The organism is Kitasatospora sp. GP30, from assembly GCF_029892145.1.
Lineage (GTDB): Bacteria > Actinomycetota > Actinomycetes > Streptomycetales > Streptomycetaceae > Kitasatospora > Kitasatospora acidiphila.
In genome coordinates, this window is record NZ_JARZAH010000002.1 from 346,511 (window position 1) to 373,083 (window position 26,573).

Consider the following 26,573-nt stretch of genomic DNA (forward strand, 5'->3'; position numbering starts at 1 on the left):
GCTGCTTTCACACCCCTGTTCTGGCTCGACGGTCCGGATTCGATGTCCGCAAGGCCGGCCCGGGAATCCCCCGGAGGCCTTCGGAAGTGCGGGAAGTCACCTGCCGCCGCTACCCGCGTCGAATGTCGACTGCGGCTTCGCGGCTCTTTCTCAGCCCCCCGGCCCGAGTAACTTCCCGGCGCACCAGAGAAGTTACTTTCAGTGCGAGGGGTGCTCAACGCCAAGCGGGTCACTTCACTCGTAAGGGTGATCTGGATTCGTTTTCGCCGTCATGCGGGCCGCCGATCATGCCTCATTCGCCCCCGCACTCCCGGGCGAGCGCGGCGCGGCAGAGGGCCGGCGGGCCTCGGAGCGCCCTCGCACGCGGGTTGACGAGCACCCGTCCGGCCCGCTCCGGCCCAGGCAGGCGGTAGTCTCAACGGGTGCCGAAACTGTCCGAGGTCATCACCGCACTGGAAGAGCTGTACCCGCCCCGGTGGGCGGAGTCCTGGGATGCCGTCGGACTGGTCTGCGGCGATCCGGACGCCGAGGTGCGCCGGGTGCTCTTCGCGGTCGACCCGGTGCCGGCGGTGGCCGAAGAGGCCGCCGCCTGGGGTGCCGACCTGGTCGTCACCCACCACCCCCTCTATCTGCGCGGCACCACCAGCGTGGCCGCCACCTCCTTCAAGGGCCGGGTGGTGCACTCGCTGATCCGGGCCGGCATCGCCCTGCACGTCGCCCACACCAACGCCGACCACGCCGACCCCGGGGTCTCCGACGCGCTGGCCGAGGCGATCGGCGTGCGGGTGCTCGGCCCGCTGGTGCCGGACCCGACCGACCCGGCCGGGCGGCGCGGCACCGGGCGGATCTGCGAGCTGCCCGAGCCGCTGCCGCTGGGCGCCTTCGCCGACCGGGTGGCGGCCGGACTGCCCGCCACCGCCACCGGGATCCGGGTGGCCGGCGACCCCGGCCTGACGATCCGTCGGGTCGCGGTCAGCGGCGGCTCCGGCGACAGCTTCTTCGCCGAGGTCCGGGCCGCCGGCGTGGACGCCTATGTCACCGCCGACCTGCGCCACCACCCGGCCTCCGAGGCCTCCGAGGCGGCCCCGATCGCCCTGGTCGACGCCGCCCACTGGGCCACCGAGTGGCCCTGGCTGAAGCAGGCCGCCCGCGAACTCGGCGGCGTCGCCGAGAAGCACGGCTGGACGCTGGAGACCCGGGTCTCCACGCTGGTCACCGACCCGTGGACGGCGCACGCGCCGATGCCGCACCCCGCGTCCTCCTAAGGCGCACCACCCACCCGACCGCTCGACCCCATTCCCCCAGGAGCTCCCCGCGTGAACGCCGCGCCCGCCGACCAGATCCGCCTTCTCGACCTGCAGGCCATCGACTCCAAGCTGGACCAGCTGGCCCACCGGCGCCGCAGCCTGCCCGAGCACGCCCAGATCGACAAGGCCACCGCCGACCACACCGCGCTCAAGGACCTGGTGGTCGCCGCCGAGGCCCAGCACGGCGACACCACCCGCGAGCTGGCCAAGGCCGAGCAGGACGTGGAGCAGGTCCGCACCCGGGCCGCCCGCAACCAGCAGCGGATGGACTCCGGCGCGGTCGGCTCCGCCAAGGACCTGGAGAACCTGCAGCACGAGAACGCCTCGCTGGCCAAGCGCCAGGGCGATCTGGAGGACGTCGTGCTGGAGGTGATGGAGCGCCTGGAGACCGCCCAGACCCGGGTGACCGAGCTGACCGGCCGGCTGGAGCACGCCGAGGTGGTGCTCAAGGAGGCCACCGGGCGCCGGGACGCGGCCCTCGCCGAGATCGACGCCGAGGTGGCCAAGGTCGCCCGTGACCGCGAGGCCGTCGCCGCGGTCATCCCGGCGGACCTGCTCAAGCTCTACACCCGGCTGCGCGAGCAGCAGGGCGGGGTCGGCGCGGCCCGGCTCTTCCAGCGCCGCTGCGAGGGCTGCCGGGTGGAGTTCGCCCACGCCGACCTCAACGCGATCAAGGCCGAGCCGGCCGACGCCGTGGTCCGCTGCGAGAACTGCGGCCGGATCCTGGTCCGCACCTCCGACTCGGGCATCTGAGGGCAGCTCTGATGGCGGAGCGCAGGTTCATCGTCGAGGCGGACGGCGGCTCCCGGGGCAACCCGGGCCCGGCCGGCTACGGCGCGGTGGTCCGGGACGGCGACACCGGCCGGATCCTGGTCGAGGCCGCCGAGTACATCGGTACCGCGACCAACAACGTGGCCGAGTACCGGGGCCTGATCGCCGGCCTGCGCGCCGCCCGTGAGCTTGACCCCGAGGCCCGGGTGGACGTCCGGATGGACTCCAAGCTGGTGGTCGAGCAGATGTCCGGGCGCTGGAAGATCAAGCACCCGGACATGCAGCCGCTGGCCGCCGAGGCCCGCGAGGTCTTCCCGCGCGGCCGGGTCGGCTACGAGTGGATCCCGCGCGAACGCAACAAGGACGCCGACCGGCTGGCCAACGAGGCGATGGACGCGGGCAAGGCCGGCAAGCAGTGGGAGCCCAAGGTCCGGCCCGCCGCCCCGGTGCTCGCGACCGACCCGGAGCCGCTGCCGGAGCCCGCCGCCCCCAAGGCCGGCTGGGGCGCCGACCTGGGCATCACCACCACCTTGGTGCTGCTGCGCCACGGCGAGACGGCGCTCACCCCGCAGAAGCGGTTCTCCGGCTCCACCGGCAGCGACCCGGAGCTCTCCGCCAGGGGCCGCTGGCAGGCCGAGCGGGCCGCCGAGGCGCTGGCCGGGCGCGGCACCGTGCAGGCCGTGGTCTGCTCGCCGATGCTGCGCACCCGGCAGACCGCGGAGGCGGTGGCGGTCCGGCTCGGCCTGGAGGTCCGGGTCGAGGAGGGGCTGCGTGAGCTGGACTTCGGCGCCTGGGAGGGGCTCACCTTCGCCGAGGTGCAGGAGCGCCACCCGGCGGACCTGGACGCCTGGCTGGCCTCCACCAAGGCCAGGCCCACCGGCAGCAGCGAGAGCTTCGCCTCGCTGACCCAGCGGGTCTCGGTGGCCCGGGACAAGATCCTGGCCCGCTACGCCGGCAAGACCGTGCTGGTGGTCTCGCACGTCAGCCCGATCAAGACGCTGGTCCGGCTGGCCCTCGGCGCGCCGCCGGACGCGATCTACCGGATGGAGCTGTCGGCGGCCTCGATCTGCGCGGTGCAGTACTACGGCGACGGGAACGCCTCGCTGCGGCTGCTGAACGACACGGGGCACCTGCGCTGACTGAGCGCTTGGTCACTGAGCTGCAGTGACCCTGCGCTCAGTGCAGGCCGGTGACCACCACGTCCAGCTGCCACGGCTTGCGGGCGGTGCCCTCGGCGGCCAGCTCAACGGTGTAGCCGAGCCCGCCCAGCACCTCGAACAGCTCGCCCGGAGTGGCCGGTTCGGCACCGGAGTTCAGCAGGTCGCGGACCAGCCGCCCCTTGGTGGCCTTGTTGAAGTGGCTGACCACCGAGCGCTTGCCGTCCTTCTCGTGCAGCACCCGCACCGTCGCGGTCCGCGCCGCCACCTCGCCGGCCGGCTTCCAGGACGCCGCGTACGCCGAGCTGCGCAGGTCCAGCACCAGCGAGTCGGCCGCCGCCTCGCGCGGCAGCACCTCGGCCAACTCCCGCCGCCAGTAAGCGCCCAGCGCCCCGAGCGGCGGCAGCTTGACCCCGCCAGAGCAGCGGTAGGCGGGGATCCGGTCGCCGATCCGCACCGCGCCCCACAGCCCGGAGAACACCAGCAGCGAGCGCTCGGCCCGCCCGTAGGCGGCCTCGTCCAACTTGCCGAGGGCCAGCGCGTCGTACAGCACTCCGGTGTAGAGCTCGCCGGCCGGCAGCGTGCCGGCGGTGCGCAGCCCCGCGTTGCGGGCCACCTCGCCGCGCAGGCCCTTGCTCAGCCCGAGCACCGAGGCGGCGTCGTCCTCGTCCCCGCGACAGAGCTCCACCAGCGCCGACAGCACCCGCTCGCGGGCCTCGGCCAGCCCCGGCAGCGACAGCTCGGCCAGGTTCAGGGGCGCCCCCTCGGGCGCCTCGGCCTTGCCCTCGGACGGCGGCAGCAGGACCAGGAACGGCATGCGCGTGACTTCTCCTCGATACTCCTCAAGAACCTTCCGCAGCAATCTACCCGCCCGCCGTCACCCTCCCTACCATGGGCAATCTCCCTACCATGGGTGAGGAGGGGGTGGCACGCGATGTTCCACCGAGAACAGGTCGAGATCGAAGCCGAGCCCGCGGCAGTCTGGGCCGTGCTCACCGATGTGCAGCACTGGCACACCTGGACGCCGTCCGTCGAGCTGATCCGCCGCCCGGACCCCGAGCGCCCGTTCGGCGTCGGCTCCCGGGTGTGGATCAAGCAGCCCCGGCTGCGCGGCGCGCACTGGCAGGTCACCGCGTACGAGCCGGAGCGCTCGTTCGTCTGGCACACCCGTGCCCCGGGAGTGACGACCGAGGCCGGCCACCGGCTGCAGGCCACCCCGACCGGCACCCGGGTCACCCTGGACCTGCGCCTGACCGGCCCGCTGGCCCTGCTGGGCCGCCTGCTCTACGGCCGGCTGATCCGCCGGTACCTCGCCCTGGAGGCGCTCGGCCTCAAGACCCAGTGCGAGACGACGCCCGCCGCCTGGTGACCGCCCTCGGTCCGGGGGACCGGTCACGACCGGCTACGATGACCAGTACGGCGGACGAGCCGGCCGGGCGGTCGCGACGGGTCCCTCACGGGGCCCGCCGAGGAACGTCCGGGCTCCACAGAGCAGGGTGGTGGGTAACGCCCACCCGGGGTGACCCGCGGGACAGTGCCACAGAAAACAGACCGCCTACCTCGGTAGGTAAGGGTGAAACGGTGGTGTAAGAGACCACCAGCGACCGAGGTGACTCGGCCGGCTCGGTAAACCCCACTCGGAGCAAGGTCAAGATCGGGACCCTCGGGTCCCGTGCGCGGGTGTTCGAGGGCTGCTCGCCCGAGCCCGCGGGTAGACCGCACGAGGCTGTCGGCAACGGCAGCCCTAGATGGATGACCGCCTCCCCGGGCCGCGCAAGCACCCCGGGAGACAGAACCCGGCGTACAGGCCGACTCGTCCGCCCCTAGCTGGGGCTTTGCCCGGGAAAGGGCCTCTGACCTGCGTCGGAGGCCCTTTCCGATCTTTCGGGGGCTGCCGTGTTACGCGGCCGAAAGTCCCTCGAACGTCCCTCGGACAGCGCTGAAAGTCCCTGAAAAGTCCCACCGATTGAGGGCCGGTGAAGGTGCGGCCGGGCAGGAAGCTGCTCTCCAGGTAGCCGTTGCACCCGTTGCCGACAAGCGCTGCGCCATCATCCGTTAGTTCCTCTTCGAAATGGCTTTCCGCGGCCGCCACGAGATCAAGTCGTGGGTGCTGAGCCCCGAAGCGGGTGAACACGTCATCGAGGTTGCCTTGGTACGTCTCGGCGTGAACGAGGTCCGGGCGTGGCTCTGTCAGCGCCTCCCATTGGCGAACCCAGGGCATCAGCTCCTGGATGGCGACAAGTAGGGGAGCGATTCTTGGCCCAGCGCCTCCGGGGCGACGACCGTTCAACCTCCGCCCGCGCGATCCAACCCGATCACCTCATCAGGATCTGCCGCTGCAGTACGAGCGACCGTGGTGCGCCTCAGATATAGGTGTAGTTCACCGGGTTGCTGGGGCCGGACGAGGTGTGGACGACGATCGGCACCGTGCCGGCGGCATGGGCGGGCGTCAGGACCAGTACGAACATCCCCAGGTCCTGCGAGACGATGGTGGCCGGAGTGCCGCCGAATGTGACCGCGACGACACCGTTGAGGTTCGCGCCGATGAGCAGGACGGTGCCGCCGCCGCTGGCGAGGCCGATGTCCGGAGCAACGACGTGCAGCGACGGGGCGGAGTGGCCAGTGACGGTCTGGGTGTCCACGGGCGACGTCGACCCGTTGAAGTCGGCGTCCCCGCTGTAGACGGCGGTCAGTGAGTGGCTGCCCACACTCAGCGTGGTGGTACCGAACGTGGCCACGCCTTCGGCGAGGGCGCTGGTGCCCAGCAGGGTCGCGCCGTTGAAGAACGACACCGTTCCTGTCGGTGTGCCCGCTCCAGGGGCCACCACGGTGACAGTCGCCGTCAGAACCTTCGCCTGACCCGATGCCGACGGATCGGGCGCCGAGCTCAGGGCGGTCGCGGTGTCGGCTTTCCCGACGGTCTGGGTGTCCACGGGCGACGTCGACCCGTTGAAGTCGCCGTCCCCGCTGTAGACGGCGGTCAGTGGGTGGCTGCCGTCGCTGAGTGCGGAGGTGGTGAAGCTGGCGACGCCGGCGGCGAGGGCGCCGGTGTCCAGCAGGGTCGCGCCGTTGAAGAACGACACCGTTCCTGTCGGTGTGCCCGCTCCAGGGGCCACCACGGTGACAATCGCGGTCAGAACCTTCGCCTGACCCGATACCGACGGATCGGGCGCCGATGACAGGGCGGTCGCGGTGCCGGCTTTCCCGACCGTCTGGGTGTCCACGGGCGACGTCGACCCGTTGAAGCTGCCGGTCCCGTTGTAGACGGCGGTCAGCGAGTGGCTGCCCACGCTGAGGGCGGAGGTGGTGCACAAGGCCACGCCTCCGGCGAGCATGCCGGTACCCAGCAGGGTCGCGCCGTCGAAGAACGACACCGCCCCCGTCGGAGAGCCGTCCTCGGAGGTGACGGTGGCGGTGAGAAACTTCGCCTGGCCGAACACCGACGGATCGGGCGCCGAGCTCAGGGCGGTGGTAGTCGTGAAGGTGGCGGTGTCGATCACACTGACGGTGTTGTCACTGTTGTTGGTGACGTAGGCGTGCAGGCCGTCGGGGGTGATTGCCACATCGAATGGCCCGGTTCCCACGGGGACGGTGCTGGGGACGGTGTTGGTGGTGGTGTCGATGACGCTGATGGTGTTGTCGCCGTTGTTGGTGACGTAGGCGTGCAGGCCGTCGGGGCTGATCGCGAGGCTGGTCGGCGCGGCTCCCACGGGGATGGTGGTGGTGGCGGTGTTGGTGGTGGTGTCGATGACGCTGATGGTGTTGTCACTGTTGTTGGCGACGTACGCGTGTAGGCCGTCGGGTGTGGTGGCGACCCCGAACGGTGTGGTCCCGACGGGGATGGTGGTGGTGGCGGTGTTGGTGGTGGTGTCGATGACGCTGATGGTGTTGTCGCCGCTGTTGGCGACGTACGCGTGTAGGCCGTCGGGTGTGGTGGCGACCCCGAACGGTGTGGTCCCGACGGGGATGGTGGTGGTGGCGGTGTTGGTGGTGGTGTCGATGACGCTGATGGTGTTGTCGCCGCTGTTGGCGACGTACGCGTGTAGGCCGTCGGGTGTGGTGGCGACCCCGAACGGTGTGGTCCCGACGGGGATGGTGGCGGTGACGGTGTTGGTGGCGGTGCTGATGACGCTGACCGTGTTGTCGCCCTCGTTGGTGACATAGACACGCAGACCGTCCGGCGCGGCAGCCACCTCGAACGGTGCGGTCCCCATCGGGATGGTGGCGGTGACGGTGTTGGTGGCGGTGCTGATGACGCTGACCGTGTTGCTGCCCTCATTGGCGACGTACACGTGCAGGCCGTCGGGAGTGATGGCCTCTCCCGTCGGAAAGTTGCCCACTGGCACGGTCGGGTCCAGCGGTCCACCCTTGGGCCCTGCGATGCCCAACAGTTGACGCCACTTCGCCTGAAATGCGTTGGCCATGACACACCCCTTTGATCCGGTTTGATCGTGAGGTGAGGTGCCTGGAAAGACGAACTGATGAACCGTCAGGTAATAGCAACGGTGCCAACGAGAGCGTCTCGCAACCTTCCAGGGGGCGCCCATCTGGTGCCGCCACTGGCCGTCGCAGCCAGAACAGGCGACAGCCCGTCCCCCGGGAAGGGATGGGCAGCCCACCGGGTCCAATAGCAGAAGTAATGCACCATCCCCTGTAACCGGAACAGGCGGTAGGCACGTAAGTCACCCGTACGGAGCAACCAGCCCAACCAGTTGATGAGTAGTCACTCACCACCTCTCCCCTCAGCGTCGGCAGCCACCTGCTGACCGGCGTCTACGGCGGAAGTACGAAGTTCAACGGCTCCACCTCGCCCGTCGACACCCAGGTGGTGGTCTGATCGTTTGAATTCCCGTGCCCGGGCCGGCCTTTGAGTCGGCCCGGGCACGGACTGTCCGGGGCACGCACTAGGCTCCGGGCGGCCCATGGGGACTACCTGGCCAACAGTTCGTTCCTCCGTCGCGATGTGCGACAGGTCCGCCGACAGCGCGGGCCCGCCAGTACCGCCGCGCGACGCCCATGCTGCGCGCGGTGGTACTGCTGCTCCTTGATTCGTCATCCACGCCTGTGACCTGCTGAGGCGTAGTGCGGTAGATCGAGAAGCACAGTCGCCGTTCAGCTTGGCGAGAGCCTTCGTGGAGCTGGTGCGCCACTCTTACTGATAGTGGTAGCGAGCCTTGAGGATCTTCACCTCCTTCTCGTCGGCTCGGTACACCAGGCGGTGTTCGTCATCGATCCGGCGTGACCAGTAGCCGGCCAGGTCGCCCTTCAGCGGCTCGGGCTTTCCGATCCCGTTGAACGGGTCGCGCTGGATCTCGCCGATCAGGCGGGTGATCCGCTGAGCCATCTTCCGCTTCGAACCGAGCCAGAACAGGAAGTCCTCCCAGGCGTCCGGATCGACGTGGATGCTCCTCACACCTCACCGGCCAGGGCTTCCAGCTCCTCCATGGTCTTGGTGGCGCCGGGGTGGCCGACCCTGTCCCGGGCGGCGGCCTCCATGAGCCGCTGGGCATTGGCGGGGGAGCGCAGGAGATAGATCGTCTCCTGCCACGAGTCGTAGTCCTCGGCGGACATGAGGACTGCGTCCCCGCTCTTGGAGGTGATCCGTATCGGGGTGTGGTCATCGTTGACCTTTTTGATCAACGGGAAGAGCTGCTTGCGTGCGTCGCTCGCGCTGATGGCCATCGGAGTACCCTCCGCGTGAGTCCAAATTTCTGTACTGGAATGGTACGAGTTCCTGGTACCAGACACCACTCGCTCCACTCCTCGCGGCGATCGGAGCGCAGGCAGCGCCAACGCCGGCATCGGGATCAGCGGCTCGTCGGTCGGCGGGTGCGCGGCGGTGGTCATGGTGCCGTCTCCGTTGCTGCTCTGGGCACCGCCAGCATGCCGAGGAGCACGGCTGGAAACCAACGAACCTACGAGACCGGAGGCGACAACGGCTCGGGGTGCACCTTGGTCGCGCCGCGGGGCGTCAAGACGGGCGAGAACTGCCCGGGCTCCCGGCTCGGCGCCGCCCCGGATGCCCGCTCCAGCGGGCGGGCGCCGGGCTGACGGTGTGTCATGGGACCCATGGCACACCGACAGCACTGGCTGATCCGCTTCACCGACGAGTTGATGACGCTGACCAGCGATCTGACGCAGGAGCAGGCCGCCGACTTCGTCCGCCGGGTCTACCAGGCCGGCCACGAGGCGGGCGTGGCGGAGGCCCGTGAGGAGAACCGCCGCGAGGGCGAGTGACCCCGGGGCGCCAGGCGCTCGGAGCCAGGAGCCGGCAGGCGGAGCGTCAGTGCGGGATGGCGTCGATCACCTCGCGCGCGCCCTGCCGCAGCAGCGCCACCGCGACCGAGGTACCCAGGGTCGCCGGGTCCAGCGGACCGGCCCACTCATGGGCGTCCAGCACGGTCTTGCCGTCCGGTGAGAAGACCCGGCCGCGCAGCGAGAGCCGCCCGTCCCGTTCGGCCCGGGCGAAGCCGGCGATCGGGCTGTTGCAGTGCCCCTGCAGCACGTGCAGGAACATCCGCTCGGCGGTGGTCTCCCGCCAGGCGTCCTCGTCGCCGAGCCCGCTGACCGCCGCGATGGTGGCCGCGTCGTCCTCCCGGCACTGGATGGCGAGCACCCCGGCACCGATCGGCGGGCACATCAGCTCCACCGGCAGGATCTCGCTGATCCGGTGCTCGGCGCCGATCCGGGCCAGGCCGGAGGCGGCGAGCAGCAGCGCGTCGGCCTCGCCGGCGGCCAGCTTCTCCAGCCGCCGGTTGGCGTTGCCGCGCATCGGCACGCAGATCAGCTGCGGGTGGGTGACGGCGAGTTGGGCGATCCGGCGGACCGAGGAGGTGCCGATCCGGGAGCCGGGCGGCAGCTGATCGAGGGTCAGGCCGCCGGGGTGCACCAGGGCGTCCCGCACGTCGTCGCGGCGCAGGAAGGCGGCGAACACGGTGCCGGCCGGCAGCGGACGGTCGGCGGGGACGTCCTTGACGCAGTGCACGGCCAAGTCCGCCTCGCCGGCCAGGAGCGCGGCGTCCACCTCCTTGGTGAACGCGCCCTTGCCGCCGAGTGCCGAGAGCGCCCCGGTCCAGCGGTCCCCGGAGGTGGTGACCGGCACCACCTCGGTGTGGATTCCCTGGTGCAGGGCCGTCAGTTCGGCCTGGACCCGGGCGACTTGGGCCATGGCCATCGGGGACGAGCGGGAGACGATCCGCAGCACGGCGGGCACAGGCAGCGTCATGGCACCACGATAGGGGGTCCGGGCCCTCGCGAGCGGCGGAACACCGCCGCCGCCACTGTGCCGCTCGGGCGGGCACGCGGTAGCCTGCACCCTTCGCACACCGGTCGGCGAGAACACCGCGGAACAGTACGAGCACAGCACGAGCACAGCACGAGAGCGGAAGGGGCCCTGCCCGGATGGCCGAGACCCGCGAGTCCGCGATCCCGTCCCAGCGGGTGCCCGTCTGGGGCCGTACCGGGCGGGCGGCCCAGGCGGCCCGCCAGGGCCGGCTGCGGGAGGCCGGGCCGCACCTGGCGCTGGCCGTGCTCTTCCTGCTCGGGTACGGGCTGGTGGAGCTGCTGCGCTACCAGCGGTTCGCGGCGCCCTCCTGGGATCTCGGGATCTTCACCGAGGCGGTCAAGGGCTATGCGCACTTCGGCGCGCCGACCCTGTCGATCAAGGGCCCGGGCTACAACGCGCTCGGCGACCACTGGTCCCCGATCGTCGCGCTGCTGGCCCCGGTCTGGTGGGTGTGGCCGTCGCCGGTGATGCTGCTGGCCGCCCAGGCCGCACTGTTCGCCTGGTCGATCGGGGTGGTCTCGGACACCACCGAGCGGGTCCTCGGCAGTCGCAGCAAGGGCCTGCTGATCGGTGCCGCCTACGGCCTGTCCTGGGGGCTGCAACGGGCGATCGACTTCGAGTTCCACGAGATCGCCTTCGCCGTCCCGCTGCTCGCCGTGGTCTGCCGCCAGCTGCTGTTCAAGCGGTGGGACCGGGCGGCCTGGTGGGCCATGCCGCTGGTGCTGGTCAAGGAGGACATGGGGCTGACCGTGGCGGCGGTCGGCGTGGTGCTGCTGGTGACGGCCCGGCGCCGGTCCACCGCGGCCGGGCTGGTGCTGTTCGGCCTGGGGTTCGCGGCACTCACCGTCGGCGTGCTGATCCCGCACTTCAACCCCCAGCACCAGTACGACTACTGGGCCAAGCTGCCCGGCGGCACCCATCCGCAGCTGTGGCAGCTGGCGATCGCGCCGTTCACCCGGCTGACGGTCTGGAAGACCTGCGGCTGGCTGCTGGGCATCGTCGGGTTCCTGGCGCTGCGCTCGCCGCTGGTGCTGCTCGCCCTGCCCACCCTGGCCTGGCGCTTCGCCTCCTCGAACTCGATGTTCTGGGGGCAGGACTGGCACTACAACGCGACCCTGATGCCGATCCTCTTCCTGGCCCTGGTGGACGCGATCGCCCGGCTGCGGGCCGGCAATGCGGGGTCGGTGCTGCGGGGCTTCGCGGAGGGCATGGTGCCCGGCGCCCTGGCGATCGGCGCGGCCTGCACGGTGAGCCTGCCGGTCGGCGTCGGCGGGTTGGCCGACCCGGGCACCTGGAGCGGCGGGCAGCACGCGGCGGCGCTGCGGGACGCGCTGGCGCTGGTGCCGCGCGGCGTCACGGTGGAGTCCACCATGGGGCCGCTCTCCCGGCTGGCCGCCGCCGACGACGCCTACTGGGTCGGTGGCTGCAAGCCGAACCCGCCGCAGTACCTGGTGCTCGACACGGAGGGCTGGAACAACCCCCCGACCGATCTGCCCGCCTACGGCGCCGCGTTCCACCCGGGGGCCCGGTTCACGGTGGTGTTCAACCGCGACCAGGTGACGGTGCTGCGGCGCCAGTGAGGTGCGACCGCGCTCGCCGTCAGCCGGCGGCGAGCCGCTCCAGCACCCGCACCGCACGCTCGGCGTGGTCGGCGGCCACGAACAGGTGGTCGTGGTGGAAGCCGGCCACCACGTTGCAGCTGATCCCGTGCTCGGCCAGCCGGCCGGCGACCGCGGTGGCGATCGCCATCCCGGTCTCGTCCCGCACCATGGGGGTCCCCCCGGCCGAAGGCTGGGGGAGGCTGCGCAGCGTGATCCAGACCGCCGGATAGGCGTAGTCGAGCCCGAGTGCCTCGGCCTCCTGCTGTTCGACCACCGCCGTGATGCCCTCCGGCTCCGCGACGGTCACCACCGGACGCAGCCCGGCCGGCACCCGCCCGGGGAAGCTGCAGAAGACATACCGCCCCGGGGCGACCTCGGGGCGCAGCTGCCTGAGCAGCTCATGAAGATCTCTCTCGCCGGCCATGCCTGCCACGGTAGCGGCCCGGCCTGCCCGGATCCGGGAACCCGCCGCTGGAAGTTCTTTCCGATATATCGTTGCCAGTCGACAGTCACCGATATATCGTTGAGCCATCGAGACAGTACGCGACAGTCATACCGACAACGGGCGCGTACGACAACGAAAGGCAACCAAGGAGGTGCGCATCATGCGCGCAGAACGACATGGCAGGCGCGGCTACCGGGCCCGGTTCGGCGAACCGCTGGGTGAGTACGGCGAGGGGCGCGGCGCCTTCGGGCCGCCGATGCCGCCGGGCGGCCCGTTCGGCGGTGGCCCGTTCGGGGGCTTCGGACCGCACCGCGGCGGCCGCGGGCGCGGCCGGCACGGGCGGGCGCGGCGCGGCGACGTCCGGGCCTCGCTGCTGGCGCTGCTGAAGGAGCGTCCGATGCACGGCTACGAGATGATCACCGAGATCGGCGAGCGGACCGGTGGCGCCTGGCGGCCCAGCCCGGGATCGGTCTACCCGACCCTGCAGCTGCTGGAGGAGGAGGGCCTGATCGAGGCTCAGGAGTCCAGTGGCAAGCGGCTGTTCACGCTCACCGAGACCGGTCGCGCCGAGGCCGAGGGCGGTTCGGCCGAGCCCTGGCAGGAGGCCGGGCGCGGCATCGACTGGGCAGCGGTGCAGGAGGTGGGGCAGACCATGGCCTCACTGGACCACGCGATCCGCCAGGTGATGACCACCGGCACCGAGGAGCAGCGCACCAAGGGGCTGGCGGTGCTGGTGGAGGCCCGCAAGAAGCTCTACCTGATCCTGGCCGAGGCCGAGGAGGCGTGAGTCCGCGGGCGGGGGAGGAGGGTTACTGGACGACGTCCTCGGGCGCCCGGTACTCGTACCGCCAGCGCATCCGCCCCTTGGCGTTGTACACCTTGGCCCGGTCGTACAGCAGGGTCCGGGCCGGCTCGTCACCATGGGCCGGCACCGGCACCCGGTAGACCTTGGGCACCCCGTTGAACAGGCTCACCATGATCGGCAGTACCCGGCCGTCCAACGGTCCGCCGACGAACTCGGTGTCCTCGCTCCGCATGACCAGTGCCCTTCCCACGTGCTGATCCGTCCAGCTTCGCACCTGGTGGGGGCCGCTCCAAACCCGCGGGCCGACACCCCCGGGTCAGAGCAGCCCCGCCGCTCCCTTATCCTGCTCAATACGCCTCCGGGACCAGAGCCCGGTCAGCGGGCCCCGAGCGCACCCCCTCCACGGCAGCACCCCACGTCCGGTGAACCCCGGCGCGGCCGCCCGGTGGACGGCCCCGGGCCTGACCGGGAAGCTGCGGACCGCGCCCGGTGTTGCGTCGGTAGGTGCGTAGAACGCTGTGGCGCACCGGTGACAGCTGTGCGGAAGGGGCCTGATGGTAGCCAGCAGCAGGTGGACGGCGTGGTTGCGGCGTGATCGGAACCCTGGGCCGACCGCGGGCCGCCCGGCCACTCCGCAGGCCCGACTGGAAGAGCTGCTCTCCTCGGTGCGGGCCGGCTTCCCGCTGGCGCCGGCGGCGCATCCGGCCGGCCACCGCTGCTCCTGTGACCGGGTCGGCTGTCCGGCGCCGGCCCGGCATCCGCTCTCGTTCGCCTGGCAGTCCCAGGCGACCACCGACACCGAGCAGCTGAACCGCTGGCTCTCCCGCGACCCGCAGGCCAACTTCATCTCCGCCACCGGCCGGGCGCACGACGTGCTGGACGTGCCCGCCGAGGCCGGCCGGCTGGCGCTGGAGCGGCTCGCCAAGCTCGGGGTCGAGGTGCCGGTCGCCGCCGTCGGCGAGGACCGCTACCTGTTCTTCACCGCCACCCGGGGCACCCCCGAGGACGAGGACGAGTTCTGGTCCTCCGAGCTGGACAGCCACCCGGACTCGCCGACCGAGCACCCGGGGCTGCGCTGGCACTGCCGCGGCTCCTACACCCTGCTGCCCCCGGCCGCGCTGCCGGACGGCACCGAGGTGCGCTGGGTGCGCGGCCCCGAGCACCCGCTGCCCGATCCGCTGCGGGTGCTCGACGTGCTCACCGACGCCTGCACCGAGGTCGGTGCGGTCGCCGAGGAGCAGTGGCTGATCGGCTGACGCCGCGTCAAGACGCCGCGTCAAAGGGCTGGTGGGGCAAAGGGCCGCTCAGGGGAGCGTCAGGATCTCCGCGCCGTCGGCGGTCACCAGCAGGGTGTGCTCGAACTGGGCGGTGCGCTTGCGGTCCTTGGTGACCACGGTCCAGCCGTCCGGCCAGACCTCGTAGTCGTAGGTGCCCAGGGTGAGCATCGGCTCGATGGTGAAGGTCATGCCGGGCTTGATCACCGTGGTGGCCCGGTCGCTGTCGTAGTGCGGGATGATCAGGCCGGAGTGGAACGAGGTGTTGATCCCGTGCCCGGTGAAGTCCCGCACCACGCCGTAGTCGAAGCGCTTGGCGTAGGACTCGATCACCCGGCCGATCACATTGATCTGACGACCCGGCTTGACCGCCTTGATCGCCCGGTTGAGCGACTCCCTGGTCCGCTCGACCAGCAGCCGGGACTCCTCGTCCACGTCGCCGACCAGGTAGGTGGCGTTCAGGTCGCCGTGCACCCCGTGGATGTACGCGGTGGCGTCGATGTTGACGATGTCGCCGTCCTGCAGCACCGTCGAGTCCGGGATGCCGTGGCAGATCACCTCGTTGATCGAGGTGCAGATCGACTTGGGGAAGCCGCGGTAGCCCAGGTCGGACGGGTAGGCGCCGTGGTCGCACATGTACGCGTGGGCCACCGCGTCCAGCTGGTCGGTGGTCACCCCGGGCGCGATCAGCTCGGCCGCCGCCGCCATCGCCTGTGCCGCGATCCGGCCGGCGATCCGCATCTTCTCGACGGTCTCCGCGTCCTGCACCTCGGGACCGGTGTACGGGGTCGGCATCGGCTTGCCCACGTACTCCGGCCGGGCGATGTGCGCCGGAACCTTGCGGACGGGGGACTGGGTGCCGGGAACGAGGTGAGCCATGGGCGGAGTCTATCCCGCAGGGCCCGCCCGGCCCGGCTGTGTGTGCGAAGGCGTGGCCGGGCATGATCCAGCCAGAGCGACGAAGGAGACACCATGCCCCTGTTCCGCCACCAGCCCACCGGCAAGCCCGGTGAGTGGTACTACTGCCTCAAGCACCAGAAGGTCGAAGAGGGGCCGGAGTGCGCCGCCAAGGACCGGCTGGGGCCCTACGCCACCCGCGAGGAGGCGCAGAACGCGCTGGAGATCGCCGCCGAGCGCAACCGCGAGTGGCGCACCGACCCGGCCTGGAACGACGACCGCCCCGAGGACGACCGGAGCTGAGGCCGGCTACCAGCGGTTGACCGGCTCCGCGGTGAACTGCCGGACCAGCCGGGCCAGCCGGGAGCGCGGCCGCTCCCCGGCCGCCGCGCTCACCAGGTGCTGCACCAGGTCGAAGCCCGGCTCGGCCGGCTCGTCGACGGTCAGCCGCTCGTGTGCCAGCTCGCCCAGCTCCCGGTCGCCCGCCTCCAGCGCCAGTACCACCGCGCCGCCCCGCCGGGCGTCCGACACCCGCGCCAGCAGCTCCTCGCCCGCCGCGCCCGGGCTCACCACCAGCACCGTCTCGCCCCGGCCGGCGGCGGCCAGCCGGTCCGGCCCCGGATGCCGCGGCCCGGCCGGCTGACGGCGGATCAGCAGCGGCGACAGCTGCGGCACCGCCGACCAGGCCGCCTCGTCGTCCAGGTGCGCGGCCAGGTGCCAGGGCTCGTACTCCGCCGTGCCGACCAGCAGCAGGCCACGGGCGGTGCGCCGGGTCACCGCGCCGCGCAGCGACCCCGCGAAGGAGCGGGTGGCCGCCAGCAGCTCGGAACCGGCCAATGCTTCGCGGACTTCCGACAGGCTGGTTGCATCCATCCCCGAAGCATGGAGCCTGCCGCAGGCGTTTGGCAGGATCACCGGTATGACTTCCCTCGAATCAGCGACCGACAGCGGACCCGACGTCAACGACCTGGTGGTCGGCGTGCTCGGCGGGACCGGCGACCAGGGCCGGGGCCTCGCCTACCGGCTGGCACGGGCCGGCCAGCAAGTGATGATCGGCTCGCGCAGCGCCGAGCGGGCCAAGACGGTGGCCGACGAGCTCGAGAACGGCGTGCTGGGCGCCGACAACCACACCGTCGCCAAGGACTGCGACGTGGTGATCGTCGCCGTCCCGTGGGACGGCCACGCCGAACTGCTCGGCGGCCTGCGCGCCGAGCTGGCCGGCAAGATCGTCATCGACTGCGTCAACCCGCTCGGCTTCGACAAGCAGGGCGCCTACCCGCTGCGCCCGGAGGAGGGCAGCGCCGCCCAGCAGGCCGCCGCGCTGCTGCCCGAGTCCCGGGTGACCGGCGCCTTCCACCACCTCTCGGCGGTGCTGCTGCAGGACCCGCAGGTCGACCGGATCGACATCGACGTGATGGTGCTCGGTGACGACCGCGCCGCCACCGACGTGGTGCGTGCGCTGGCCGACCGGATCCCGGGCATGCGCGGCGTCTACGCCGGCCGGCTGCGCAACGCCCACCAGGTGGAGTCGCTGGTGGCCAACCTGATCGCGGTCAACCGCCGCTACAAGACGCACGCGGGTCTGCGGATCACCGGCGTGTGACGGAATGTGACAGTCTGGTCACGGAATGACGGGTCCGGAGTCACCCGGCTGCGGGCGGCTCCGGACCGTCGGCGACAATGGACGCCGACCGACCCGCGACAGACCCGTCGCCTCACCGACCGGAAAGCCGGACAGATGCCCCGCAACGCCCTCTACGCCTCGATCGTCTTCGTCCTCGCGGTGTCCGCCGCCGTGGTGTCCTTCGTGGAGGGCAATTGGCTGGGCGTGATCTGGGTGCTGCTGGCCGGTGTGTCCAGCAACATCGCCTGGTTCTACCTGCGCAAGGAGAAGCTGGCCCGGCAGGGCGACCAGGCCTGAGCGCCCGCTAGCCCCGCCCCGTCACAGCTGCCAGAACCGGAACAGGTGCTGGCCGAAGTAGATGTAGAAGTCGTCCACCCCGAACAGGTTCATGATCTGGTAGACCAGGTTGAAGAACCACTGGTTCACCTGCGACTGCCAGAAGATGATGAAGACCGCCAGCAGGCCGTACGGGGCGAACGGCTCGACCGCGCGCCGGGTCTTCAGCGACAGCCAGGGCTCGATGATGCCGTAGCCGTCCAGGCCCGGGACCGGCAGGAAGTTCAGCAGCGCGGCACTCACCTGCAGCAGCGCCAGGAAGGTCAGCGCCGCCGGGAAGGTGTGCACCAGGTAAGGGCCGACCTGCGCGGTGCCCGGAGTGCCGTCCAGCCAGCCGGAGCCGACCGGCACCAGCAGCACGATCGCGAAGGCCAGGTTGACCAGCGGGCCGGCCGCCGAGATCAGGCTGTGCTTCAGCCGCCCGCGGATCCGGTGCCGCTCGATGAAGACCGCCCCGCCGGGCAGGCCGATCCCGCCCAGCAGCACGAAGACCACCGGCAGGATGAAGCTGGTCACGGCGTTGGCGTACTTGAACGGGTTGAGCGTCAGATAGCCCTTGGCGCCGACCGTGATGTCGCCGCCGTGCAGCGCGGTCCGGGCGTGCGCGTACTCGTGCAGGCAGAGCGAGACCATCCAGCCCGCCACCACGAAGAGGAACACCCCGAAGCCGGGGGCCCCGTATCCCTGCCACACCGCCCACGCCGAGGTGCCCAGTATCGCGAGCAGCACCCAGAAGACCGGGCTGATCCGGCGCTCGTCGCTGGACCGGCGCGCGTCGGCAAAACTCATCACAGCTCCCTGGGGGATGTCGCCTGCTTCATCCCGCGAGCGTATAGGGCCGCCGCGCCGGGCGGAGCCCCCGTCCGGGACGGCCCGGATCCGCAGGCAGCAGAATGGTGCGGTGCACTATGGGATTCTCGGGACCACGACCGCGCAGCACGACGACGGCACCCCGGCGCCGCTGGGCGGTGCCCGGCTGCGTGCGCTGCTCGCCGCACTGGTGCTGCGCCAGGGGCGGCCGGTGCCGGCCGAGGTGCTGGCCGCCGAAGTCTGGGCCGACGAGCCGCCCCAGGACCCGGCCGCCGCGCTGCAGACCCTGGTCGGCCGGCTGCGCCGCACCATCGGCCGCGCCGCGGTCGGCTCCGGGCCCGGCGGCTACTGGCTGACGGAGGATCAGAGTGACCTGACCCGCTTTCAGGAGCTCACCGCCCGGGGCACGGCGGCGCTCGCGGCGGGCGAGGCGGCCACCGCGGCCCCGCTGCTGCGCGAGGCGCTGGCGCTGTGGCGCGGCCCGGCGCTGGCCGACCTACGGGACCGGGCGGGCAGCGCGGTGCGGCTGGAGGCGCAGCGCACCGAGGCCCACCGGGCCCGGATCGCCGCCGACCTGGCGCTCGGCCGGGCCGCCGAGCTGCTGGCCGAACTCGCCGGCCTGAGCGCCGACCATCCGCTGGACGAGCCGCTGCAGGTGCTCTGGATCCGCGCGCTGCACGGCGCCGGGCGCACCGCCCAGGCGCTGGAGCAGTACGAGAAGGTCCGCCGCGCGCTCGCCGAGCAGCTCGGCGCGGATCCGGGCGCCGAACTGCGCGCGCTGCACCAGGAGCTGCTGCGGCCCGCCCCGGCGCCGGCGGCGACACCCGCACCCGCCGCGCTGCCTGCTGCCGAGGCCGGCAACCTGAAGGCCCGCCTCACCAGCTTCGTCGGCCGCGAGCAGGACCTCGCCGCCGTCGCCGAACTGCTCGGCACCGCACGGCTGGTGACCCTCACCGGCCCCGGTGGCTCCGGCAAGACCCGCCTCTCGGTGGAGGCCGGCCGGCTGGCCCAGCACGCCGGCAGCTGGCCGGACGGCGTCTGGCAGATCGAGCTGGCCCCGCTGGAGGACCCGGCCGCGGTGCCCGGGGCGGTGCTCACCGCGCTCGGCCTGCGCGCCGTGCTGCACCACTCGGTCGGCTCGGTCACCGAGGGGCCGGTCGACCCGGTGCGGCGAATAGTCGAACACTGCGCCCGCGCCAAGATGCTGCTGCTGCTCGACAACTGCGAGCACCTGATCCAGAGCGCCGCCGAGTTGGTCGACCTGCTGCTGGCCGAGTGCCCGCAGTTGACCGTGCTGGCCACCAGCCGGGAGCCGCTGGGCGTCCCGGGTGAGGCGGTGCTGCCGGTCGAGCCGCTGCCCGACCCGACGGCCCGCCGGCTGCTCGCCGAGCGCGGCGCGGCGGCCCGGCCCGGCTTCAGCATCGAGCAGGACCCGGACGCCTGCGCCGAGATCTGCCGCCGCCTGGACGGCCTGCCGCTGGCCATCGAACTGGCCGCGGCCCGGCTTCGCTCCCTGACGCCCCGCCAGCTGGCCGACCGCCTGGACGGCCGCTTCGCGCTGCTCACCGGCGGCAGCCGGGTGCTGCTGCCCCGCCAGCAGACCCTGCGCGCGGTGGTCGACTGGAGCTGGGAGCTGCTGGACGAGCGGGAGCGCGCGGTGCTGCGCCGGCTTTCCGTCTTCGCAGGCGGCTGGACCCTGGAGATCATCGAACAGGTGTGCGCCGACGGCGAGTTGGTGCGTACCGGTGAAGTGGCCGAGCTGCTCGCCTCGCTGGTCGACAAGTCGCTGGTGGTGGCCGGGCTCAACCAGCCCGAGCAGCCCCGCTACTGGATGCTGGAGACCATCCACGAGTACGCGACCGAACGGCTCGCCGAGGCCGCCGAACCGCAGGCCGCCGACCGGCACCTGATCGCCTACCGCGAGCTGGTCCGGATCACCGAGCCGCAGCTGCACGGGCACCAGCAGCTGCCACTGCTCGGCGTGTTGGAGCGCGAGCAGCAGAACATCCGGGCCGCGCTGCGCCATGCGGTGGCGAGTGGCGCGGAGGCGGACGCGCTGGCGCTGGTGCTCGGCATGGCCTGGTTCTGGGCAGTGCGCGACTTCCGTGGCGAGACCCGCAGTTGGGTCGACCAGGTGTGCGCGATGACATCTGACCCGTACGGCCCGGACGCCCCCGCGCCGGTGCCGCTCGCCGAAGACCCGCTCACCTACCCGTTCCCGTGGCCGGAGCCGGTGCTCCAGGAGGCCCGCCGCCAGCTGTGGATCTACCACCTGGTGGTCCGCTTCGAGGGGGACATGGCGGTGATCGGGGACGCCGAACTGACCGAGCGGGCGCCCAGGATCCTCGCCGCCTACACCCCGGAGCTGCCGCAGTCCTACAGCCTCGGGCCGCTGCTGCGGCTCTTCGCCTGCTTCCTGGCCGGCCAGGCGCAGCAGATGCTGGAGCTGATCGACCAGGCGGTGGACGGCTGCCGCCGGCTCGGCCGGGAGTACGAGTTGGCCTGGACGCTGCAACTGCGCGCCAAGATGTCGAACGACCAGATCGGTGGCCTGGAGCAGGCCCGCCGGGACGGCGACGAGGCGATGGCCATCTACCGTCGACGGGGCGACAGTTGGGGCATGTCCGAGACGCTGGCCGCCCAGGCCGAGACCGCCGGCTTCTCCGGGGACAGCGCCGAGGCGGTGGTCCGCTACCGGCAGGCGATCGAGCTGGCCCTGGAGCTGGGCGCGCCGCAGGAGCTGCCGATGCTCCAGGTGCGGTTGGGTGAGGCACTGCTGGAGCAGGACGAGGCCGAGGGGGAGCGGGTGATCCGGGAGGGGCTGGCGGGTGCCTCCCGGACCGGTCGGTACACCGACGGCGCGCTGGTCTACGGCCACATGGTGCTCGCCGCCCTCCATGCCCACCGGGGGGAGACCGCGGCGGCACTGGCCCAACTCGCCGTCCTGGATGCCTCCCACCAGGTGGTCGAAGCAGCGGCGCCGGGCCTGATGGGCGGCCTGACGGCCTGCGCGGCGGCCCTGATCCTGGCCCGCTGCGGTGACATCGACGCCGGGGTGGCGCGGATGCGCGAGGGGGTGCGGATCCTGCGGGTGGTGCCACTGGCCGCCTCCGTCTTCGCCCAGCACATCACCCAGCAGATGCTTCCGGTGGTCGCCGGGGTGCTGGAGCTCCGGGCCGAACGGGACGGCGACCTTGAACTGGCCCGGCTGGCCGCCGTCCTGTCGGGCGCCCACGGCGACCGGATGGGACTGCAGGGCACCTACATGGAGCGGCTGGAGCGCTCCCGGCGCGAGGCGGAGCTGGTCGCGATGCTGGGCCGGGAGGAGTTCGACCGGCTGATCGAGCAGGGCGGTGGCCTGTCCTGGGACGAGACCACCGCCCTGCTGGACGCGCTGATGGACGGTGACTGACGCTTCGTCAGGCCACCTTCCGGAACCGGGCCACCGCCAGCGGTGCGGTGACGGCGGTGATCGCCACCGACCAGAGCAGCACCATGGTGACCGAGTGGGCGACCGGCCCGCCGTTGATCAGGTGGCGGCTGGCGTCCGCCAGGTTGGAGAGCGGGTTGTACTTGGTGAACGCCTGCAGCCAGCCCGGCATGGTGCTCGGCGGTGCGAAGACCGAGCTGCCGAACTGCAGCGGCATCAGCACCAGCATGCCGACGCCCTGGACCGCCTGGGCGTTGTCGAGGGTGAGGCCGAGCAGCATGGAGATCCAGACCAGCGACATCCCGAACAGCAGTGACAGCGCGACCGCCGCCAGCACCCCGGTGATCCCGGTCTTCAGCTGCAGTCCGAGGATCAGCGAGAAGACGATCAGCACGGTGTAGGCGACCAGGCTGCGGCAGGCCTCGGCCAGCAACTTGCCGATCAGCACCGAGGCGCGTCCGATCGGCAGGGTGCGGAACCGGTCCATCACCCCGGTCTTCAGATCGGCGTTGAGGCCGGTGCCGACCGCGATCGCCAGGTTCGTGCCGGTGGTGCCGAGCAGGCCGGGGATCAGCCACTGCTTGTAGGAGCCATGGGTGCCGGAGATGGCGCCGCCGAAGACGTAGACGAAGAGCAGGGTGAAGATGATCGGCATCAGCAGTGCGTCGAACATCGACTCCGGATCGGCCTTGATCCGCATCAGGTTGCGCCGGGTCAGCGCGCCGATGTGGCGCAGATGGGCGGTGAGGCTGATCCGCTGGTCGGCGGACTCGCTGCTGGTGAAGGTGCTTGCGATGCTCATCGCGCGGACTCCTCGGCGCTCTGCGGGGTGGTGGCCAGTGAGGTGGTCTGGAGCCCGGTGAGGGCCAGGAAGACCTCGTCCAGGCTGGGAACCGCGGTGTCGATGCCGGTGATGCCGAAGCTGCGGCCGCCCAACAATCCGATCACTGCGGTGAGTTGCTTATCGCCGGTGATCGGCACGGCGAGCAGGTCGGTATCCGTGGCGGTGGCGGGGATGCCGTGATCGGCCAAGCAGTGGACCATCTCGGGCAGTTCGGCCGGCCGGGCGGGCCGGACCTGCAGGGTTCGGCCGCCGACCTGCTGCTTCAGGCCGTCCACCGTGCCGTCGGCGATCACCCGGCCGTGGTCGATCACCGTCAGGTCGGTGGCCAACTGCTCTGCCTCCTCCATGTACTGGGTGGTGAGCAGCACGGTGGCGCCGTCGGCCACCATCCGCTGCACCTCCTCCCACACCTCGTTGCGGGTGCGCGGGTCGAGGCCGGTGGTGGGTTCGTCGAGGTAGAGCACCCGGGGGCGGCCGATCATGCTGGCGGCCAGGTCCAGGCGGCGGCGCATCCCGCCGGAGTAGGTCTTGGCCGGGCGCCCTGCGGCCTCGGTGAGCGAGAAGCGCTCCAGCAGCTCCGTGGCCCGGGCCTTGGCCCGCTTGGCCGGCAGGTCCAGCAGCCGGCCGATCAGATAGAGGTTCTCGGCACCGGAGAGCAGCTCGTCGACCGAGGCGTACTGCCCGGTCAGGCCGATGGTGCGGCGCAGTTGCTTGGGCTGGCGCAGCACGTCGTAGCCGCCGACCACGGCGGTGCCCGCGTCCGGCTTGAGCAGCGTGGAGAGGATCCGGATCAGCGTGGTCTTGCCGGCCCCGTTGGGCCCGAGCACGCCCAGCACGGTGCCCTGGCGGACCGTCAGGTCGACGCCGTCCAGGGCCTTGGTGGCACCGAAGTGCTTGACGATGCCGCGGGCCTCGACGGCGTGGCCCGATCCGGCACTGCGACTGGTGTGCTGCCCCCGGTCGTTCGGGGCGGGTGCGATCTGCGTTGTCATGACGCCAGACTGTCCGGCGCCGCTGTCAGGCCCCGGGCATCCGGCTGTCAGTGCTGTCGGCCCGCTGTCACCGGATGACAGCGGGCCGACAGCGCCTGTTCAAAGGGCTACTTGAACGCGTGCTCCGGCGCCGGGAAGGTGGCGCCGCGCACCTCCTCGGCGTACTCGCGGGCCGCGTCACCGAGCACGGCGCGCAGGTTGGCGTACTGCTTGACGAACTTCGGCACCCGGCCGGCCGTCATCCCGGCCATGTCCGTCCAGACCAGCACCTGGGCGTCGCAGCCCACCCCGGCGCCGATGCCGACGGTCGGGATGGCCAGCGTCTCGGTGACGTGCGCCGCCAGCTCGGCCGGCACCGCCTCCAGCACCACCGCGAAGGCGCCCGCGTCCTGCACCGCCTTGGCGTCCCGCTGCAGTCGGTGGGCCGCCTCGTCGCCGCGGCCCTGCACCGGGTAGCCGCCGAGCGCGTGCACCGACTGCGGGGTGAGGCCGATGTGCGCCATCACCGGCACCCCGGACTCGGTGAGCAGCTCGATGGTGCGGGCGCTGCGCTCGCCGCCCTCCAGCTTGACCGCGCCGACCCCGGCCTCCTTCATCAGCCGGGCCGCGTTGCGCAGCCCCTGGGCGGGGGACTCCTGGTAGGAGCCGAACGGCAGGTCGCCGACGACCATGGCGCGCTTGGTGCCGCGCACCACGGCGGCCGAGAGGATGGTCATCTCGTCCATGGTGACCGGCACGGTGCTCTCGTAGCCGAGCGCGCAGTTGCCGGCCGAGTCGCCGACCAGCAGGACCGGGATGCCGGCCTCGTCGAAGACGCCGGCCGTCAGGGCGTCGTAGGCGGTGAGCATCGCCCACCTCTCTCCGCGCTGCTTGGCGGCGGCCAGGTCCCGGACGGTGACGCGGCGGTTGGTGACCCCGCCGTAGAGCGAGTGCCCGCCGGACGCGGTGACCGCGGCGGCCGGCGCCTGGGTGGATCCCTGGTCCGGCGTCTGGGCAGGCGAAAGCTGAGAAGCGTTCATTGAACAGGCTCCTGATGGGTTGTGGTCTCGTGGCGCCGTGTGGCGTCCCCGGATCTCCTCCATGCTTGCACGGCCGGTGCGCCGCGCAAAGAGCCGGGGCGGGGGCTCCGGTTTTTCCCGAGGTCGCCGGTTCTTCACAAGGCCGTCCTCGGCAGTTTCCGAGACGGTCGGCCGCCGTTCCCGGCACAGTCCGCGGGCATTCCCGGGACAGTCCCCGGGCGCTTCCGATACGAGACGTACTCGTATCGGAAATCAGGTACAGTCATGCCAGGGGGATTACGAGACGATCGCGTCTCGCTGCGCCCGCCACCAGCCGCTGTTCTCCGCATGGACGGGACATTCACGCACATGACCACCGCGATACCAGGCGCCGCACGACGGGTGCCGGACCACATCCATCGCCGCCGCTGGGCGATCCTGAGCACGCTGATCCTGGCGCTGCTCGTCGTCGTCCTCGACAACTCGATCCTCAACGTCGCGATGAAGACCATCGCGACCCCGGCCCCGGTCGGCCTTGGTGCCACGCAGAGCGACCTCGAATGGGCCATCAACTCCTACACCCTGGTCTTCGCCGGCCTGCTGTTCACCTCGGGCCTGCTCGGTGACCGGTTCGGCCGCAAGAAGGCGCTGCTCAGCGGCATGCTGGTGTTCGGCGTCGGCTCGCTGCTGTCGGCGCTCGCCACCAGCCCTGGCCAGCTGATCGCCTACCGCGGCGTGATGGGCCTCGGCGGTGCCTTCGTGATGCCCGCCACGCTGGCGATCATCATGAACGTCTTCGAGCGCGCCGAGCAGCCCAAGGCGATCGGCGTCTGGGCCGGCGCGGTGGGCCTGGCGATCGCGATCGGCCCGATCACCGGCGGGCTGCTGATCCAGCACTTCTGGTGGGGCTCGGTCTTCCTGATCAATGTGCCGATCGTGGCCGTGGCGCTGGTGGCCATGTTCCTGATGGTGCCGGACTCCAAGGACCCCAACCCGGGCCGGCTCGACCCGGTCGGCGTGCTGCTGTCGATCATCGGCCTGGTGGCGCTGATCTACGGCATCATCAAGGGCGGCGACCTGGCCTCCGTCACCGCCACCCAGGCCTGGGTGCCCGGCCTGATCGGCGTGCTGGCGCTGGTCGCGTTCGTGCTCTACGAGAAGCGGATCGAGCACCCGGCGCTGAACGTCAGCTGGTTCCGCAACAAGGTGTTCTCCACCTCGGTGGCCGTGGTCGGCGTGGTCTTCTTCGCGCTGATGGGCGTCTCCTTCTTCGGCGTCTTCTACACCCAGAGCGTGCGCGGCTACAGCGCGCTGCAGTCCGGCGCGCTGATGCTGCCGCTGGCCTGCGCCCAGCTGGTCTTCGCGCCGCGGGCCCGCCTGGTGGTGGACAAGATCGGCGTCCGGGCCACCTGCTCCGGCGGCATGGCGCTGATCACCATCGCCTTCCTGGGCTACCTGCTGCTCGGCCAGCACACCCCGATCTGGGTGCTGGAGGTGATCGGCTTCGTGATGGGCGCCGGCATGGCGCATGTGATGCCGCCGGTGACCGTGGCCATCATGGGCTCGCTGCCGCGCGAGAAGGCCGGCGCCGGCTCGGCGATCAACAACACCTTCCGCCAGGTCGGCGGCTCGCTCGGGGTGGCGGTGCTGGGCGCGGTGCTCTCCACCGTCTACCGCAACGGCATCGCCGACAAGCTGCCCCCGCAGGCACGGGACAAGGCCGGCGAGTCGCTGGAGGCCACCCTGGGCTTCATCCAGGCGCACAAGGCGCAGGCCGGCGGGCTGGTCCAGCCCGCCTACGACTCGTTCCTGCACGCGATGCACACGGTGGCGGCCCTGTCCGCCGGGATCACCCTGGTCGGCGCGCTGCTGGCCTGGTTCTTCCTGCCGGCGCGGATGGCCGGGCCGGGCGGGGCGCCCGAGCCGGCCGGCGCCGCAGAGCGGGTCGACGCAGCCGACGCCGTGCCCTCCGCCAAGGGCTGAGCAGGGCGAAGGAG

General features: G+C 71.6%; 27 protein-coding genes and 1 other RNA gene. 14 read left to right on the forward strand and 14 right to left on the reverse strand.

The genetic code is table 11. From position 1 onward, the window contains the following. The first annotated feature begins 422 nt into the window (after nt 1–422). The 3 genes from P3T35_RS04915 to P3T35_RS04925 are packed head-to-tail and all read left to right on the forward strand — an operon-like array spanning nt 423 to nt 3,217. A complete protein-coding gene (locus P3T35_RS04915) occupies nt 423–1,265 on the forward strand; it encodes a Nif3-like dinuclear metal center hexameric protein (RefSeq protein ID WP_101380064.1) in 843 nt (280 codons plus the stop codon). Between the two features lie 51 nt (nt 1,266–1,316). Continuing rightward, nucleotides 1,317–2,060: a C4-type zinc ribbon domain-containing protein gene (locus tag P3T35_RS04920; protein WP_101380063.1), complete on the forward strand. Its 744-nt coding sequence runs from the start codon at nt 1,317–1,319 to the stop codon at nt 2,058–2,060. Between the two features lie 11 nt (nt 2,061–2,071). Next, nucleotides 2,072–3,217 (forward strand): bifunctional RNase H/acid phosphatase, encoded by a 1,146-nt coding sequence (locus P3T35_RS04925; protein WP_101380062.1) that lies wholly within the window; start codon nt 2,072–2,074, stop codon nt 3,215–3,217. Between the two features lie 37 nt (nt 3,218–3,254). Here P3T35_RS04925 and yaaA read toward each other — a convergent pair whose 3' ends face one another. Beyond that, a complete protein-coding gene (yaaA, locus tag P3T35_RS04930; RefSeq protein WP_101380061.1) occupies nt 3,255–4,052 on the reverse strand; it encodes a peroxide stress protein YaaA in 798 nt (265 codons plus the stop codon). 117 nt (nt 4,053–4,169) lie between these two features. Between yaaA and P3T35_RS04935 the strand changes: the two genes are divergently transcribed. Beyond that, nucleotides 4,170–4,604, forward strand: a complete 435-nt coding sequence (locus P3T35_RS04935) for an SRPBCC family protein (protein ID WP_101380060.1) — start codon at nt 4,170–4,172, stop codon at nt 4,602–4,604. A gap of 55 nt (nt 4,605–4,659) precedes the next feature. Further along, nucleotides 4,660–5,055: RNase P RNA component class A (gene rnpB, locus P3T35_RS04940), an RNA gene on the forward strand. Between the two features lie 543 nt (nt 5,056–5,598). On the opposite strand, the gene P3T35_RS04945 is transcribed toward rnpB, so the two are convergent. The 4 genes from P3T35_RS04945 to P3T35_RS04960 form a co-directional block, all read right to left on the reverse strand. Then, nucleotides 5,599–7,782 carry an Ig-like domain repeat protein gene (locus P3T35_RS04945; RefSeq protein ID WP_143676791.1) on the reverse strand — a complete coding sequence of 728 codons (2,184 nt, stop codon included), beginning with the start codon at nt 7,780–7,782 and terminating at the stop codon, nt 5,599–5,601. Between the two features lie 605 nt (nt 7,783–8,387). Further along, a complete protein-coding gene (locus P3T35_RS04950; protein ID WP_101380058.1) occupies nt 8,388–8,648 on the reverse strand; it encodes a Txe/YoeB family addiction module toxin in 261 nt (86 codons plus the stop codon). Next, nucleotides 8,645–8,917: a type II toxin-antitoxin system Phd/YefM family antitoxin gene (locus P3T35_RS04955; protein WP_101380057.1), complete on the reverse strand. Its 273-nt coding sequence runs from the start codon at nt 8,915–8,917 to the stop codon at nt 8,645–8,647. The genes P3T35_RS04950 and P3T35_RS04955 overlap by 4 nt, the downstream gene beginning before the upstream one ends. Nucleotides 8,918–9,150: 233 nt before the next feature. Then, entirely contained in the window at nt 9,151–9,297 is a 147-nt protein-coding gene (locus P3T35_RS04960; protein WP_180356425.1) for a hypothetical protein, read from the reverse strand. A gap of 7 nt (nt 9,298–9,304) precedes the next feature. Between P3T35_RS04960 and P3T35_RS04965 the strand changes: the two genes are divergently transcribed. Continuing rightward, entirely contained in the window at nt 9,305–9,472 is a 168-nt protein-coding gene (locus tag P3T35_RS04965; protein ID WP_180356424.1) for a hypothetical protein, read from the forward strand. Between the two features lie 46 nt (nt 9,473–9,518). On the opposite strand, the gene hemC is transcribed toward P3T35_RS04965, so the two are convergent. Beyond that, entirely contained in the window at nt 9,519–10,460 is a 942-nt protein-coding gene (gene hemC / locus P3T35_RS04970) for a hydroxymethylbilane synthase (protein WP_101380056.1), read from the reverse strand. 176 nt (nt 10,461–10,636) lie between these two features. On the opposite strand from hemC, the gene P3T35_RS04975 reads away from it, so the two are divergent. After that, nucleotides 10,637–12,100 carry a DUF2079 domain-containing protein gene (locus P3T35_RS04975; RefSeq protein ID WP_101380055.1) on the forward strand — a complete coding sequence of 488 codons (1,464 nt, stop codon included), beginning with the start codon at nt 10,637–10,639 and terminating at the stop codon, nt 12,098–12,100. Nucleotides 12,101–12,119: 19 nt separating this feature from the next. Here the strand turns inward: P3T35_RS04975 and P3T35_RS04980 are convergent, their stop codons facing one another. Further along, entirely contained in the window at nt 12,120–12,545 is a 426-nt protein-coding gene (locus P3T35_RS04980) for an ACT domain-containing protein (RefSeq protein WP_101380054.1), read from the reverse strand. A 181-nt stretch (nt 12,546–12,726) separates the two neighbouring features. Here P3T35_RS04980 and P3T35_RS04985 point away from each other — a divergent pair, with 181 nt between their 5' ends. Continuing rightward, complete coding sequence (locus P3T35_RS04985) at nt 12,727–13,353, forward strand: PadR family transcriptional regulator (RefSeq protein WP_101380053.1); 627 nt, start codon at nt 12,727–12,729, stop codon at nt 13,351–13,353. A 22-nt stretch (nt 13,354–13,375) separates the two neighbouring features. On the opposite strand, the gene P3T35_RS04990 is transcribed toward P3T35_RS04985, so the two are convergent. After that, complete coding sequence (locus P3T35_RS04990; protein ID WP_101380052.1) at nt 13,376–13,603, reverse strand: hypothetical protein; 228 nt, start codon at nt 13,601–13,603, stop codon at nt 13,376–13,378. Between the two features lie 322 nt (nt 13,604–13,925). Here P3T35_RS04990 and P3T35_RS04995 point away from each other — a divergent pair, with 322 nt between their 5' ends. Beyond that, nucleotides 13,926–14,627: a bifunctional DNA primase/polymerase gene (locus P3T35_RS04995; RefSeq protein ID WP_101380051.1), complete on the forward strand. Its 702-nt coding sequence runs from the start codon at nt 13,926–13,928 to the stop codon at nt 14,625–14,627. A 48-nt stretch (nt 14,628–14,675) separates the two neighbouring features. Here P3T35_RS04995 and map read toward each other — a convergent pair whose 3' ends face one another. Beyond that, complete coding sequence (map, locus tag P3T35_RS05000; protein ID WP_101380050.1) at nt 14,676–15,524, reverse strand: type I methionyl aminopeptidase; 849 nt, start codon at nt 15,522–15,524, stop codon at nt 14,676–14,678. 93 nt (nt 15,525–15,617) lie between these two features. Here map and P3T35_RS05005 point away from each other — a divergent pair, with 93 nt between their 5' ends. Further along, a complete protein-coding gene (locus tag P3T35_RS05005) occupies nt 15,618–15,845 on the forward strand; it encodes a hypothetical protein (RefSeq protein ID WP_101380049.1) in 228 nt (75 codons plus the stop codon). A gap of 6 nt (nt 15,846–15,851) precedes the next feature. Here P3T35_RS05005 and P3T35_RS05010 read toward each other — a convergent pair whose 3' ends face one another. Further along, nucleotides 15,852–16,415 (reverse strand): hypothetical protein, encoded by a 564-nt coding sequence (locus P3T35_RS05010; RefSeq protein WP_101380048.1) that lies wholly within the window; start codon nt 16,413–16,415, stop codon nt 15,852–15,854. 46 nt (nt 16,416–16,461) lie between these two features. Between P3T35_RS05010 and npdG the strand changes: the two genes are divergently transcribed. Together npdG and P3T35_RS05020 are read left to right on the forward strand one after the other, a co-directional pair. Further along, nucleotides 16,462–17,145 carry an NADPH-dependent F420 reductase gene (gene npdG / locus P3T35_RS05015; RefSeq protein WP_101380047.1) on the forward strand — a complete coding sequence of 228 codons (684 nt, stop codon included), beginning with the start codon at nt 16,462–16,464 and terminating at the stop codon, nt 17,143–17,145. Between the two features lie 135 nt (nt 17,146–17,280). Then, the gene (locus tag P3T35_RS05020; RefSeq protein WP_101380046.1) at nt 17,281–17,463 is read left to right on the forward strand and encodes a hypothetical protein; all 183 of its coding nucleotides are present in this window, start codon (nt 17,281–17,283) and stop codon (nt 17,461–17,463) included. A 21-nt stretch (nt 17,464–17,484) separates the two neighbouring features. Here the strand turns inward: P3T35_RS05020 and P3T35_RS05025 are convergent, their stop codons facing one another. After that, nucleotides 17,485–18,291, reverse strand: a complete 807-nt coding sequence (locus tag P3T35_RS05025; protein WP_101380045.1) for a site-2 protease family protein — start codon at nt 18,289–18,291, stop codon at nt 17,485–17,487. A gap of 112 nt (nt 18,292–18,403) precedes the next feature. Here P3T35_RS05025 and P3T35_RS05030 point away from each other — a divergent pair, with 112 nt between their 5' ends. Continuing rightward, complete coding sequence (locus P3T35_RS05030; protein ID WP_101380044.1) at nt 18,404–21,724, forward strand: BTAD domain-containing putative transcriptional regulator; 3,321 nt, start codon at nt 18,404–18,406, stop codon at nt 21,722–21,724. 7 nt (nt 21,725–21,731) lie between these two features. Here the strand turns inward: P3T35_RS05030 and P3T35_RS05035 are convergent, their stop codons facing one another. The 3 genes from P3T35_RS05035 to panB all read right to left on the reverse strand — a co-directional run bounded on the left by P3T35_RS05035 (nt 21,732) and on the right by panB (nt 24,597). Then, nucleotides 21,732–22,544, reverse strand: a complete 813-nt coding sequence (locus tag P3T35_RS05035) for an ABC transporter permease (RefSeq protein ID WP_101380043.1) — start codon at nt 22,542–22,544, stop codon at nt 21,732–21,734. Next, complete coding sequence (locus P3T35_RS05040) at nt 22,541–23,578, reverse strand: ATP-binding cassette domain-containing protein (RefSeq protein WP_101380042.1); 1,038 nt, start codon at nt 23,576–23,578, stop codon at nt 22,541–22,543. Before P3T35_RS05040 ends, P3T35_RS05035 begins: the two co-directional genes overlap by 4 nt. Nucleotides 23,579–23,685: 107 nt before the next feature. Then, on the reverse strand, nt 23,686–24,597 hold the full coding sequence (panB, locus tag P3T35_RS05045; RefSeq protein WP_101380041.1) for a 3-methyl-2-oxobutanoate hydroxymethyltransferase: 912 nt from the start codon (nt 24,595–24,597) through the stop codon (nt 23,686–23,688). A gap of 348 nt (nt 24,598–24,945) precedes the next feature. On the opposite strand from panB, the gene P3T35_RS05050 reads away from it, so the two are divergent. Further along, nucleotides 24,946–26,559, forward strand: a complete 1,614-nt coding sequence (locus P3T35_RS05050) for an MFS transporter (RefSeq protein ID WP_101380040.1) — start codon at nt 24,946–24,948, stop codon at nt 26,557–26,559. Nucleotides 26,560–26,573 lie beyond the last annotated feature (14 nt).